This is a genomic window from Pseudobutyrivibrio sp. UC1225 (genome assembly GCF_900115215.1).
Classification (GTDB): Bacteria; Bacillota; Clostridia; order Lachnospirales; family Lachnospiraceae; genus Pseudobutyrivibrio.
The window spans coordinates 1-13,007 of sequence record NZ_FOVQ01000025.1; the positions used below are offsets into that span (position 1 = coordinate 1).

General features: G+C 39.7%; 15 protein-coding genes. 12 read left to right on the forward strand and 3 right to left on the reverse strand.

The window, feature by feature from the left end:
* From BMZ41_RS15500 to BMZ41_RS15260, 3 genes are all read left to right on the forward strand, one after another.
* Positions 1–200 (forward strand): HepT-like ribonuclease domain-containing protein (locus tag BMZ41_RS15500; protein ID WP_143071366.1); only part of this gene is annotated, 200 nt, incomplete at its 5' end.
* A 143-nt stretch (positions 201–343) separates the two neighbouring features.
* The gene (locus BMZ41_RS15255) at positions 344–1,666 is read left to right on the forward strand and encodes an MATE family efflux transporter (RefSeq protein ID WP_090531267.1); all 1,323 of its coding nucleotides are present in this window, start codon (positions 344–346) and stop codon (positions 1,664–1,666) included.
* Between the two features lie 8 nt (positions 1,667–1,674).
* Positions 1,675–2,679, forward strand: coding sequence for a LacI family DNA-binding transcriptional regulator (locus tag BMZ41_RS15260; protein ID WP_090531270.1), 1,005 nt, complete (start codon positions 1,675–1,677; stop codon positions 2,677–2,679).
* 494 nt (positions 2,680–3,173) lie between these two features.
* On the opposite strand, the gene BMZ41_RS15265 is transcribed toward BMZ41_RS15260, so the two are convergent.
* The 3 genes from BMZ41_RS15265 to BMZ41_RS15275 form a co-directional block, all read right to left on the reverse strand.
* Entirely contained in the window at positions 3,174–3,746 is a 573-nt protein-coding gene (locus BMZ41_RS15265) for a recombinase family protein (protein ID WP_090531273.1), read from the reverse strand.
* Positions 3,747–3,849: 103 nt separating this feature from the next.
* Complete coding sequence (locus tag BMZ41_RS15270; protein WP_090531275.1) at positions 3,850–4,614, reverse strand: hypothetical protein; 765 nt, start codon at positions 4,612–4,614, stop codon at positions 3,850–3,852.
* A 1-nt stretch (position 4,615) separates the two neighbouring features.
* Positions 4,616–5,659: a hypothetical protein gene (locus BMZ41_RS15275; protein ID WP_090531278.1), complete on the reverse strand. Its 1,044-nt coding sequence runs from the start codon at positions 5,657–5,659 to the stop codon at positions 4,616–4,618.
* 1,282 nt (positions 5,660–6,941) lie between these two features.
* Here BMZ41_RS15275 and BMZ41_RS15280 point away from each other — a divergent pair.
* From BMZ41_RS15280 to BMZ41_RS15320, 9 genes are all read left to right on the forward strand, one after another.
* Positions 6,942–7,340 carry a hypothetical protein gene (locus BMZ41_RS15280; RefSeq protein ID WP_090531281.1) on the forward strand — a complete coding sequence of 133 codons (399 nt, stop codon included), beginning with the start codon at positions 6,942–6,944 and terminating at the stop codon, positions 7,338–7,340.
* 53 nt (positions 7,341–7,393) lie between these two features.
* Positions 7,394–7,837, forward strand: coding sequence for a GNAT family N-acetyltransferase (locus BMZ41_RS15285; RefSeq protein WP_242942083.1), 444 nt, complete (start codon positions 7,394–7,396; stop codon positions 7,835–7,837).
* A gap of 631 nt (positions 7,838–8,468) precedes the next feature.
* Entirely contained in the window at positions 8,469–9,749 is a 1,281-nt protein-coding gene (locus BMZ41_RS15290) for a replication initiation protein (RefSeq protein ID WP_090531286.1), read from the forward strand.
* Between the two features lie 61 nt (positions 9,750–9,810).
* A complete protein-coding gene (locus tag BMZ41_RS15295) occupies positions 9,811–9,996 on the forward strand; it encodes a hypothetical protein (protein ID WP_090531288.1) in 186 nt (61 codons plus the stop codon).
* The gene (locus tag BMZ41_RS15300; RefSeq protein ID WP_090531291.1) at positions 9,997–10,356 is read left to right on the forward strand and encodes a hypothetical protein; all 360 of its coding nucleotides are present in this window, start codon (positions 9,997–9,999) and stop codon (positions 10,354–10,356) included.
* Positions 10,357–10,431: 75 nt separating this feature from the next.
* Positions 10,432–11,199: a ParA family protein gene (locus BMZ41_RS15305; protein ID WP_090531294.1), complete on the forward strand. Its 768-nt coding sequence runs from the start codon at positions 10,432–10,434 to the stop codon at positions 11,197–11,199.
* Positions 11,200–11,252: 53 nt separating this feature from the next.
* Entirely contained in the window at positions 11,253–11,567 is a 315-nt protein-coding gene (locus BMZ41_RS15310; RefSeq protein ID WP_090531297.1) for a hypothetical protein, read from the forward strand.
* Positions 11,568–11,625: 58 nt separating this feature from the next.
* Complete coding sequence (locus BMZ41_RS15315; protein ID WP_090531299.1) at positions 11,626–11,991, forward strand: hypothetical protein; 366 nt, start codon at positions 11,626–11,628, stop codon at positions 11,989–11,991.
* A gap of 120 nt (positions 11,992–12,111) precedes the next feature.
* Positions 12,112–12,966, forward strand: coding sequence for a KilA-N domain-containing protein (locus BMZ41_RS15320; protein WP_090531302.1), 855 nt, complete (start codon positions 12,112–12,114; stop codon positions 12,964–12,966).
* Positions 12,967–13,007: the final 41 nt, after the last annotated feature.

The window sequence follows — 13,007 nt, forward strand, 5'->3', positions numbered from 1 at the left end:
AAAAGAAACCTCTAAGTAAGATAAAGGTGTTCATCTTGGCATATGAAAAAACATCTTATATCTTCCTCCGTAACACCATAATAAAGATACGCATCTTTAGAAATCGTATCGTTCATGATTACGGTAATGGCGATCTTGATATAGTGTATGAAACACTAAAATATGATATCCCTGAATTACTGGAACAACTAGATAAATAGGTACGCAGTAGCCGTACAAACCCCCAGATTTTATCTGGGGGTTGTTTGACTCTCTTAATGATGTGATGAGGGTTATGCGATTAACCCATTGTGAATATGGGATATTTCTCTTATCATTTAATCAAATGATAAGGGGGTTTTTTATGAAAGAGTCTTTTGAAAAAAAGGTAATAAGTATAGCGATACCGGTCGCTCTTCAGTCAATGCTCCAGTCGTCTTTTTCCATGATAGATCAGATAATGGTGGGACAGCTTGGGGAAAAGAGTATAGCTGCAGTAGAGATAGCAGGGAAGCCAGGATTTATATATTCATTTGTTGTCGGTGCAATAGGCACGATAGCAGGAATCATGATATCCCAGTATATTGGGAAAAATGACAGGGAGACTGAGGAAAGAAGTATCTGTGTGAATTTTCTTGTAATGCTACTGACAGGAATAGCGTTCTTTTTTCTGTCAACGGTGTTTTCTTTACAGTTTATCAAGATGTTTACTGATGATGTGAGCGTAATTAATGAAGGAAGCGCATATCTGAGAATAATAGGGTGGACATTCATTCCGCTTGGTATAAGCAATATTTGTGGTGTTGCCATAAGATGCAGAGGAAAATCCTCATGGCCATTATATGCAGGTTTTATTTCTGCGATAATTAATACAGGTCTCAACTATTGTCTGATATTCGGAAACTTTGGTATGCCGATGCTTGGAGTCAGGGGCGCGGCATTTGCCAGCGTTATTTCCCAGGTGGCAGGGGCTGTCCTGATTACAGTGATGTTTTTTGTCCTGTATGGCAGGATTGGCTTCTCGGTTTCTCTGGGAAAAGAAAGATTCTGGCAGTATCTGTCCATGCTTATACCTGTTGCATTAAATGAATTTCTGTGGTCTATTGGTCAGAGCATCAATACCTTCGTATATGGTCATATGAGCACAGACGAACTTGCCGGAATGTCACTTACGGGTTCGGTTCAGGGACTTACTATTGGGGCACTTAGCGGAATCGCCCAGGCGGCAGGAATACTTGTAGGAAAGCGTCTTGGTGAAAGGGAGTATGATAAAGCATATCAGGAATCAAAAAAGCTATGTGTGTATGGTTTCGCTGGCAGCATCATACTGTCAGTAACAATAATAGTATTAAAAGCTCCTTATGTGCATTTGTTTAACGTGGCTGATGATGTAAGAACCATCGGCTTAGCTCTTCTAACCGCTTTTGCAGTACTTATGCCGATAAAGGTTCAGAATATGATACTTGGAGGAGGTATCATACGCAGTGGTGGCAGAACAAAGTACATCATGATGATAGATATGCTTGGCACTTGGCTGATCGGAGTGCCGCTTGCTCTTTTGACAGGTCTTGTATTCAAACTGCCCATCGTGTGGGTGTATTTTATTCTGTCACAGGAAGAACTGGTAAGGTTCATAATTTCGATATTCATGTTCAGAAGCAGAAAATGGATGAATACCATTGAGTGAGGAAGAATATGTGGGATGAAAATAAAGTAAGGATAGTGGATGTGGCTGATGCATTGGGGCTAAGTACTGCAACGGTGTCCAATGTAATACATGGTAAAACAAAAAAAATCTCGGATGGTACTGTGCGCCGGGTTCAGGAGAAACTCCGCGAAATGGGTTATATTCCGAACATGGCTGCAACGCTTCTTGCGCAGAATAATTCCCATATCATCGGGGTTGTAGTAAATGATCATATAAAGTATGAAGGGCATGTTCTTGAGGACCCTTTTGTCAGTGCTGCCATCAATTCATTGTCGGATGAGATTGAAAAGGCGGGATATTTTCTGATGCTAAAGAAAGCAAAAGATATCATGGATACAGTGTCTTTTTCATCAATGTGGAATATGGATGGCATGATTCTTCTGGGATTCTGTGCAGATGAGTATCAGGTTCTCAGGGACCGGATTCGTATACCCTTTGTTGTGTATGACGGATTTTTTGAGAATGACAGAAATATATGTAACCTGGTGTTGGATGATTACGATGGTGGGCGACAGGTCGGAGCGTATCTCAGAAATCAAAATTGTCTGAAAGTGCTCTTTGTAGCTGACAACAGGCTGAGCCCTGATTTTGACAGATATACAGGACTGTGTGATGGGCTTGAAGGGAGAGCGGATTTTTGGGAAATCCCCATGCATAAGGAAGAGCGAAAGAAATATTATGCTGTCAGAAAAAAAGAATTCGCAGAATATGGCGCTGTATTTGCAGCATCTGATTATTATGCGATAGAGCTTCTATACTTTCTGGTGGACAATGGATACAGAGTGCCGGGTGATATTTGGGTGATAGGATTTGATGACATTGCGGATTGTAAAAATGTAAGACCAACACTGGCGTCTGTGCGACAGGATGTCTTATATAGGGCGAGAAAGGCTGTCAAATATCTTACTTATATGAAAAAAGACAGCGATTATTCGGCAACAGAGAAGATACCGGTAAAGTTTATACCAAGAGGCAGTTGCGGGGCAGAATGATAAAAAATATCTGCTATATAACTGATTAAGTTATTTATGAAAGTGCGCTTAGGATTCACAATATTTTCAATTGGAGAAGGGCATGTAACATTTGGAATAATTATGAGAGAAACAGTAGCATTGGGTTACTGTTCAGACAGCTCTGCGCACTTGCTGCGCTGAGCGTGAGAATGTTCTACGTCTTGAATATAGGATTTGCCCCTTTGCCGAAGGCAACTGGAATGGGCAAATCCAGTTGCTGTGAGCACCGTAAGGTGTGAACAGTAACCTTTACATATCTGAGCGACCGCATAGCAACTTACAGTTGCTCTTTTGGGAACGTCAGTATAATAGAATTATGAAAAAATGTCCTGCAATATATATTTGTAGAATTTGACATGATGGGAATACTAACAATACAGGAGGGTGGTTCCTAAACGCGTTTATAACACCGCTTACAAACTTACACACTTAACTTGACACTCTCGTTTCAAATAAAGCATAAGAGCTGACCATTAAACGGCCAGCCCTTTCTTTTTCCTTATGAGTGTACTTTTGGATATTCCTGTCATTTCAGCGACCTGTCTATAAGAATTGGATCCTTCCAGAAGCCTCATAGCATGGTCTATCTGTGCTTTTGAATACTTCTCTTTGCGACCTTCTTTATATCCAGGCTGCTGTTTTGCAATGGCTTTTCCTTCGGCTGTGCGCTGCATAATCATATCACGCTCAAATTCCGCAAAAGAAAGCATCACATTACGGATTAGTTTGCCAGTAGGTGTATCATCAATCTTACCCATGTTCAGAACATTTACAGCAACGCCTTTTTCGACCAGGCTATCAATCAGATCTATTCCCTGGCGTAAGCTCCGGGCAATTCTATCCAACTTGGTAACAACAATCGTATCACCATCCTGAAGAACTCCGATAAGTTTATCAAGCTCCGGTCTATGTGTTTGTGTGCCGGTGTATGCGTCCGTGTAAATCTTTTCGGCACCGGCTTTTTTCAATTCTGCTTCCTGAGCTTCCAGACTGTTTCCGTCCTTCGCCTGTCCTTTAGTGGACACCCTTGCATACCCGTAAATCACTAAAAATCACTCCTTACTTTTGACACCAAGTTTTGACACCACCAAAAATCCCTATTTTTCGGGATTCTTGATTTTGTCCCAAAACTGTTGAGTTATGACACCACTACGCATATTTTTTCCTATGCTTTGCTATCACAGTTGGTTCAAAATTTGTAGTAAATGTTACTTCCCAGAAACCGTCCTTTGCATTGGATTTATACTGACGATGCATTATCATATGCTTATTGTCTCCAACATTGTCTATGGCAACATCCAATGTAACATTATTCTTAAACCAATTTATGTCGGATGCGTTTGTAATCATCAACGTATCATCCTCTAATGCTTCGATAACAAGCCTGTCTATATTCGATTCCGGCAAAGAGCAATCCCAGGGAGTCTGAATCATTATCTTATAAAAATTGTACTCATAGACAGTAGTTGTTCTTCCATTCCTGATTGTTCTTTTGTAATGAAATGGCTGCCAATTCATTACAAGATAACCTTTATCATGCTTGTCAATGTTCCTGGCTTTATTGGCTCTTTCCGTTGCAACTCTTTTAAGATTTTCATTTAACGACTTCTCATGTTCGAGCTGGGCTTTCAGATCATTGATTATTTGATTTGCTCTGGTTTTTATGTCATTTATAGACTTCTCTGCTTCATCCTGTGCATTTTTAACCTGTGCTGCAGCACTTCTATTTACCCGGGCTATATCGTCCTTGGCTTTACGCTTAGCTTCATTTGCGTTATATTTGGCAGATGCAACATCAGCATCTTTGCGACGCATTTCTTCTTCCGTTAAATAATAGCCTGTCATTCCATGCTTACCATCTACCGGTCTATATGCTGTTCCGGTCAATCCGTTACTTTCAAACACTTCTATCATATTACAACCCTCGTATATAGTTGTTTGCCACTACTTCAAGTCTGTTATGCCCCAAGGCTTTACTTGCTTTCATCATGGCTTCTTTATCAAGTTTCTTGCCGGACTCGTCCTTACGGCACGTATATACGCCACTTTGGAACTTTTTACCGGTTCCTTGGTTGGTACGGTCATAAGGAATCTCTTCTATCGGTCTGGCATACATCTTGTAAATTGAGGTTGCGTATTCTCCACGGTAGCCGTGAATGTCTGCATTCCCCGGAACGTGCTGCCATACCTTTTCATCCGGTGCTGTTGCCTTCATACGGACAACAATCTGCTGTTTGTTGTCTCCGATAATAGGAGAATATCTTTCTCTACCGCCTTTATCCTTTCTATGATGAAGGAAATAATCTTGATCCGGGAACTGATTTACAGCGTCCTTTAAAACATTAAGGTGCTTTTCTTCCGCTTCCGTTCTCGTCTTGGCTTCCAGAGAAGCGATCTCTCTATCAATGTCAGCTCTGCTTGTAAGATCTCGCCCTTCAAGTTTCTCCATGATGTTCCTACGACAGCCCGTACCCTTGCAAAACTTCACGAACTCGTCATTATTCTTTTCGGAAAAATGGCGGTCTCTTACCGCATCACCACGGCTTCTTACAATATCAGCCCTATGACGCTGCGGAGCCGGAAAGAAATCCTTATCATCCGGTTTGATACCGTAGAGCTTCCCCAGAGCTTCGCGTTCAAGTGTGATCGTCCATGCGCTTAGATGCTTTCCGTTCTTGTCCGTCTGGTCAACTCGTGTCTGAAGCCACTCGTTGACATATTTCTTCGCTTGCTTCAGGTTTGTTACTTCAGGATGATTTTCTCTAACGTACCTGGAGAAGTATTTACAATGTTTAAAATAGCTTTCGTAGGTGCTGTATGAGAATATCTTCTCTCTATCCGTACCATCAGCAATCGCTTCTTTTTTACTTGTACCTTCTCCGGCATGAAGCATCGTTGTGAGCCGGTCATTTATCTGTTGTGTTAGGTCTTTTTGGTACTTCTTATTCTTGTAGCCCATTCCAGACACTCCTTCCTTTAAAGATAATATGGTTTATATATGCGAATAGACAAAGACTTGCGCCTTTGTTCCGATTATTTTCTTATTCATATCGTTTGTTAAAGCAAAGCAGCTTCCTCAGCCCCGAAGGATCTGACTCGGCAACAGGTTTTTTTAGATGGTTCTGTCTCCATACGCTCCATCCTTAGATGGTACAAACTTTTTCTTGGTTATGTTCCCAGCCATTATTTCTTCAGTTTATGGGTTTCTGCCGTTCCCTTTGTGGAGTGGGTTCGAGGGTTCTCCGCTGATCTATGGTAATCAGCCTACCGGTCCGAGACTTCACCGCTCTCGTTCACGTTCCATTTTTGATTACGTTGAGTTGGAACTCACCGGATGTTAGCCATCGCCTTCGTTGTTATACAGCCAACGTTGCTATCACTTTGGTTTACGAGTGCTTCTTACTTTGAAGAATAGTCAGCCGGTCTTTCTCTCGTTTTGGCTTCCGAGGATCTCCGTTTTATTTGCTTGTACCGGATTTACAAGGTTCTCAATTCTTTGATTGATAAGTCATCCTTATTTGTTGTTAGGCTTCAAGATCTCCGTTAAGTTAGTGAGCAACGGATAAAACTCGGCTTAGATGATTTAACGTTTTCTTTCTGAAAGCATACTCGAAACGTCTACGCTGGATTTTTATACCTCTTTATGGCGAGACCAGCTGAGGTTTTAGCCGTTTAGTAGAGTAGTGAAAAGCCACTATTAAACCTCTACCTGGATCAAGATGGCATCTAATACCACCTCTTCGCGATCCACAAAAAACATACAATAAAGTATATATTTAATATAGTTCATTCCGTTTAAAATGTCAACAACATCATATATGTTTTTCCGTACATATCGGTTTACCCGTTCACTCGGTCGGAGACCTCGCAAAGCGTGTAAACCGATATTTTACTCCGCTCCGTTCCCGTCAATCGTCTCTCACTCACTCCACTCCATCCGACAAAAAGACCTGCCACCGGCAGCTCATTTTTCGTCTGTCGCTCCGTTTATTTGTTCCTCATTCCGTCCACTTTGCTACGTGCCACCACTCCACCATAAATCAACTAAACATAAACTATTCACAAACTAATTTAGTTTATGTTTAGTTGATTTAGCAACCTCATACAAATATTATATACTTATATATGGTTGCGGTTTGGTTGATTTATTCACTATTCCGATATATAATATATTTAGAATTAGTTTAATCTTCCACTAAAAGTAAACCATATTATATATAGATAATTTGGAGGTGATTGCTATGGCAAGAAACACAGTTACAGAGCAGTTCAGACAATCCGCCACCGAGGAACAATGGAAGCAGCTTGTCTCCGATCACGACACTCTCTCCAAGGAACAGTTTGAAGAAAAGTATCACTTCTCTTGGAGTTCCATAATGAATGACGCTGCCGAAAAGGGTTACTACGAGAAGAAACGTAAACACTACTCTCCTACCCTCACCCAGAGAAATCCGGACGGATCTGAAATGTTCTTCGTATCGGCACAGCCGGCAGACATTAAGAAGGTCTCCAGATCAGTACAGCTTAACGAGGATATTTACAACAGACTTCAATCTTTGGAGCATGACAACGGACAGTACACGCACTCTTCTATTCTCAATCAGCTCCTTGATGATGCTCTGAAGAAATACGGGTACTGATTATGAAAGTTGCAAATACCCGTTGACTAAAAAATATATCAGGCAGGTAAATCATGAATTACAGACTAATGACAGAACAAGATTTGGCTTATGTAGTAGAAAAGAACATTGAATACTATAACACTGTGGAAGATTGCTGTTGGACATATGAAAAGGCATACAAAAGAATCCACCAGGTACTTACTATGGAAGACTCTATGTGCATGGTTCAGCTTGATGATAATGACAGCATGACTGGATATTTAATGGGTTACTTCAAGGAATTCGATGATATAAGAGGCTACTTCCTTGATGAGATTGTTATATTTAAGGACTTTCAAGGAAAAGGCTATGGTACTGACTTTATAAAGATACTAGAACAAGAAGTTAGTAAGAATGGCGCTTCTATCATAGAACTAAACAGTGTGAACGATGAGATGCACAAACATTTCTATTCAAAGCTATCCTATTATGAAACCAAAAATTTCGTAATGATGGGAAAATTTTTGGAATCCTAATAAATAAAGAACTGCCCACGGACAAAACTGATCCGTGGGCGTTATATGAAAGTGATGATTGTTAACTGCCAAAAACTGCTGGTTCTTAACTGCCAAAAAACGATGGAAATAAATTGCCAAAATTTGATGGTTTCTACTTGCCGTTTACAGTTGAATCAAAGGCTACCTGTATGGGTAGCTGTTTTCATAAAAAATAATGTTATTTTGATATGTGATATGAATGAATCAACCGCCACCACTCTCTGTAGTAGTTGTTATCATTATGATATCCATATTCTATTAAGTATTATATCTAATATGTTATCCCCCCTCTGAAACGCAATGTTTACAAGGCTTGCCACGATTTATGTGTGAGTAAAAGTTCGCCTGTTATGAGAAAAAGTTCGGTTACTATGAGTAAAGGTTCGGTGTAATGTGAGTAAAAGTTCGCTGAATTGTGAGTAAAAGTTCGATTTTCAATATCTTGTAGCCCACAAACCCTTATAAAACAAGGCATAGAACGAATTGTGAGTGATTTTTCGGTAAAAAAATGTATATACATATTGAATTGTGAGCATAATTTCGGTAAAATAAGTCTGTAAGTTTTAATTGTGAGTAATGTTTCGGTAAAAAACGAGGTAAATCATAATATATGACAGATAAATTTGATTTGAAAGAAGCGAGAAACCGCCTTGTCGCAAAGGATAATCGGCTTATTCAGAATAGCCGGTATGCTTTGGACACCAATGAAAACAAGGCTGTTTTGTACCTTATTTCAAAAATACAGCCAGAGGACGAGCCGGGAAAGCTGTACAGTTTTAACTGCAAAGAGTTTCAGGCTCTTATCAGATGGAGCAAGGACGCCCCATACAAAAAAATTAAAGCCATGCTTACTGATTTGTCTGATATGAGATGGTGGATTGACCTTGAAAATGGCGAGGAATCCCTTGTCAGATGGTTCCATATCATCCGAATGAATCCGGGCACGGGCGAGATTAAGATAAAATTCCATGAAGATATGTTTCCGTTTCTGGTTCAGCTTCAGCAACGTTTGGGAAACGGACAGTATTTCACATCTTACAAGCTTCAGAACGTAACCCTTATGAAGCACAGATATTCCCCAAGACTGTATGAGATTCTTAAAAGCTATCAGTTCAATAATCAACGATGGACGTTTGAGAACGGCACCGGATCACAGTATGATCTTCAGAGAATGATGGGTGATGCTGTTTTAGAGGAAGGACCCGAAAAAGGAAAGCCTATAATTCCGGATAGTTGGTCTAATTGGGCTGTATTCAAGCGTGATGTACTTGAACCTGCTGTAAAGGAAATCAATAAGTATACGGATATTAAGGTTGCCTATGACGGTAAGAAAGAAGATATTCATCATAAAAAGACCAGGGCAATACGTACTATTGAGTTTTATATGGTCGGCAAGACCGGACCTGAGCAGCGAAATACGGATGAGGTCATAGATGCAGAGTATCGTGAGATTGAAGATCGAGACAGATATCATCAGTATACGCTTGATGAATTATCGGTTGCAGACGCATTTTTCAAGGCTCATGATGAAAGCCTTGAAGAAGAACGTATAGAAAATGAAATGATTGAAGCCGAGAGAAAACAAAAACAGGCTGATAAATCAAAACATCCGGTTCTTTTTGCAGAGCTTAATAGTGATCGTTCCGCTAAGCTTAGCGAAAAGAAGGTTGCACAGCTTTACAGTACAGCCATTCAGGGAAGAGTTGCCGGAGTTGTTGATGTGAGCTGCTGGGAACTCTTTGCTACGGATCTCGTCCTTCATTACTACGATAAGATTGAAGCTACTCCGGAAGAGACCAAAAGCACTCTGTATCAGAGACTTTTAAATTGCCTTGAAAAAGACTATGATGGCAAGGTTTTTGAACTACAAGAAAGATACCGTAAACGCTAAGTATATACATGTGCAATACATATGTAATACACTTGTATATACAAATAGGAGGAATCAGAAAATGGGCGATTTAAAGAAGAAAAAAGTAGATTATGTAGCCAAAACAGATGACGGAGAAGAAATTCTGATTGAGAGTGGAGAAATGTCTACAGATGAACAGACGATTGAGCTTCTCCGATCATACATGAAAAAATTCTATGAGATGCAAGTTGAAAAACAAAAGAAAGAGGAAGGAGAAGATAAGTAAATGGCAAAGTATCGAACGTATAAAAACGGTATAACCGGACACAGATACAAAGGCTATTACATTATAAAAGGTGAGACCAAAGGCAAGTTCGCTATCTGGAATGAAGATAAGACTGTTTTTAAGGATAATATCTATGACTATGAAGATTGTGAATGGATCATAGACAAGGAGACGGTAGATCATTCCGATATGGTAATGATAAAAATGCTTTATGAGAAAGAAATACATGAGTTAAGTGCTTTATTTGTTGAACTGATGCAAAAGAGAGACCGAGAAGGATCGCTTGATTCAAAAAGTCAGAATCTATACAACTGGGTTGAAAAGGTCAGAAAAAGAAAGGCAGAAGATAGAGAGTTTTGATATAATACCATTTGTATATACATAAGTATATACAAAGATAATACATATGTATATACAAGAAAGGTGCGTGAAAACATGAAGGTTATAGCAATAGCAAATCAGAAAGGCGGAGTTGCAAAAACAACCACAACTTATAATCTTGCAGCTGCAAAGGCGATTGAAGGTAAGAAAGTTCTTATGATCGACCTGGATGCACAGGGTTCTCTTACCATTGCCACGGGCATTGAACCAGGTGAAGAAAGGTTAGAAGGGTTCAGCACGGTAGACTTATTTAATCCCAAAAAGGATCCGGCTGATACCGCTTTTGAGGTAAAGTCCATTCCACTAAAGGAAAAGCTGTTTATTGTACCTTCAGATCCAAACCTCGCCAATACAGAAAACTATGTCAATTCACTTGATGAAAAGATTTACTTTATAAAAGATGCTTGCGAAGTGTTTGCTCAGTATGATTTTGATTATGTGTTCCTTGATTGCCCGCCTAACCTCGGTATTATCGTCACAAATGCTCTTGTAGCAGCTGACGAGGTAATTATACCGGTAAAGACTGATTATCTGTCATACAGGGGCGTAGAGCTTATCAAGGACAGTATTGAAAAGGTGAAAGCCAATAAGCGAATGAATCCTGATATAAAAGTTGCCGGCATTATTCCAACCATGTACAGAGGAAATGCCAACGATCACAAGGACATTCTTTCAATTTTGGAGAAGAAAGGAAAGATTCTCGGTATCGTAAAAGAATCTGTTGCAGCTTCCAAGGGTGATGTTGATGGTGTTCCGGCTGTTGTATCAGAGCCAAGGAGTGATGTGGCAAAAGCATATTATGATATTGCAAAATTGATTTAGTATATACACGCGCAATACATATGTATATACAAATCTGAAAGAGAGGTTTTATCATGGGAGACATGGCTAAGAAAAAGGTCGAAAAAAAGTCATTAGCGGAGAGAGAAGCAGAGCGTGCCGCTCGTAGACAGGAAATCCAAAATGACAACGAAACCATTGCATATATTTCTGGAGAAAAAAAGACAGAAGCGGAGACCATAGCACAGTATCAAAAGTCAAAAAATCCGCCAAGAGAAAAAGCAATTTCAGCGAGAGTAAACGGAGAAATATACGACCGCTTCAGAACGATTTGTGAACAGAAGAACATGACTACAAATGCGGGTCTAAATATGCTTATTGCTGAGTATGTAAGGCAGAACGAAGAATAGATATACATATGCAATACACGTGCAATACATATGTATATACAAAAGGAGAAAAGACGTAATGAAGCGGTTATCAATAGATTTTGACAACCATTGCCTTTGTATTATGATGCCAGGGCAAGAGGGAACGCAGATAATCTCGGAGCTGAAAAAAGAAGATTTTGAGAGCTTCATTCCGAAGAAATTCAGCGACAAATCTTCTTTTACATGGGATTTTGAAGCTGAGAGTATCAGCGTAAATCAGCCATATAAAGCAATAGATAACTTCATGACCAAGGAATGTTTTGTTCCAGAAGACGTTGAACCCATGCCGAAGCTCGGTAAGAGGTTTAATGAGTTTATCAAGCTACTGAATATGGAGCCGGTGAACCTGGCAGACGAGATCCGAAAGGATATGCCGGAAATAGCTAAGTTATTTGGATTATAACTATGGATAATATGTCACCTGATGAAGCCCATAAATTTGTTCTTAATTACTATGGCTGGGATGATGACGATACCAGCTCTGAAAGTAGTGGGCCTATTCTTGATGAAAGGGGTTTTTATTATGCCAAATAAGTCTGTGAAGGAAACAATTCATGCCAAAGGATTTGACATTGGAATATATACAACAGATTTTCAAAATGAGTTTATATCTCTTACAGACATAGCGAGATATAAGAGTGATGATCCCACAGCGGTAATTCAAAATTGGATGAGAAATAGAGACGTGATTGAATTTCTTGGACTTTGGGAGGGACTTCATAATCCGGATTTTAAACCCCTCGAATTCGAGGGGTTTAAAATCCAGGCTGGCGCAAATGCATTTACCATGTCTCCAAAGAAATGGATTGATGCAACAAATGCTATCGGCATTGTATCAAAATCAGGCAGATATGGTGGAACGTTTGCACATTCAGACATAGCTTTTGAGTTCGCATCATGGATTTCTCCAGAGTTTAAGTTATATATCATCAAGGATTACCAGCGCTTAAAGGTTGATGAAAACAGCCGTCTTTCTCTAGGATGGAATTTGCATAGGGAGATATCCAAGATAAATTATAGGATTCATACGGATGCAGTAAAGGAATATCTTATACCACCGGAACTTACCTCAGAACAGATTACATTTAAATATTCCAGTGAGGCAGATTTACTGAATGTTGCTTTGTTTGGAATTACTGCAAAGAAGTGGCGTGATGATAATCCTGATAAAAAGGGAAATATTAGAGATTACGCTTCTTTACAGCAACTTCTTGTTTTATCTAACCTTGAGAGCTACAATGCTGCGCTAATCGAACAGGGCAAGATTATGTCAGAAAGGTTGCAGTTGCTTCGTAAAATGGCAATAAAACAGATGGACACTATATCGGAATTGTCTTTGGATAAGCTTCCCAATTTAGTAGATAAGAACGAGATTTAGGAGCATTCCTGTAATTCAGAAATAACGCCAATTGAATAAAA

Excerpts from the sequence above, each read along its gene's own strand:
- BMZ41_RS15275 (WP_090531278.1), bottom strand. The coding sequence starts at position 5,659 with ATGGGCTACAAGAATAAGAAGTACCAAAAAGACCTAACACAACAGATA.
- BMZ41_RS15290 (WP_090531286.1), top strand. The coding sequence starts at position 8,469 with ATGACAGATAAATTTGATTTGAAAGAAGCGAGAAACCGCCTTGTCGCA.
- BMZ41_RS15285 (WP_242942083.1), top strand. The coding sequence starts at position 7,394 with ATGAATTACAGACTAATGACAGAACAAGATTTGGCTTATGTAGTAGAA.
- BMZ41_RS15295 (WP_090531288.1), top strand. The coding sequence starts at position 9,811 with ATGGGCGATTTAAAGAAGAAAAAAGTAGATTATGTAGCCAAAACAGAT.
- BMZ41_RS15305 (WP_090531294.1), top strand. The coding sequence starts at position 10,432 with ATGAAGGTTATAGCAATAGCAAATCAGAAAGGCGGAGTTGCAAAAACA.
- BMZ41_RS15320 (WP_090531302.1), top strand. The coding sequence starts at position 12,112 with ATGCCAAATAAGTCTGTGAAGGAAACAATTCATGCCAAAGGATTTGAC.
- BMZ41_RS15310 (WP_090531297.1), top strand. The coding sequence starts at position 11,253 with ATGGGAGACATGGCTAAGAAAAAGGTCGAAAAAAAGTCATTAGCGGAG.
- BMZ41_RS15270 (WP_090531275.1), bottom strand. The coding sequence starts at position 4,614 with ATGATAGAAGTGTTTGAAAGTAACGGATTGACCGGAACAGCATATAGA.
- BMZ41_RS15280 (WP_090531281.1), top strand. The coding sequence starts at position 6,942 with ATGGCAAGAAACACAGTTACAGAGCAGTTCAGACAATCCGCCACCGAG.
- BMZ41_RS15315 (WP_090531299.1), top strand. The coding sequence starts at position 11,626 with ATGAAGCGGTTATCAATAGATTTTGACAACCATTGCCTTTGTATTATG.
- BMZ41_RS15260 (WP_090531270.1), top strand. The coding sequence starts at position 1,675 with ATGTGGGATGAAAATAAAGTAAGGATAGTGGATGTGGCTGATGCATTG.
- BMZ41_RS15255 (WP_090531267.1), top strand. The coding sequence starts at position 344 with ATGAAAGAGTCTTTTGAAAAAAAGGTAATAAGTATAGCGATACCGGTC.
- BMZ41_RS15300 (WP_090531291.1), top strand. The coding sequence starts at position 9,997 with ATGGCAAAGTATCGAACGTATAAAAACGGTATAACCGGACACAGATAC.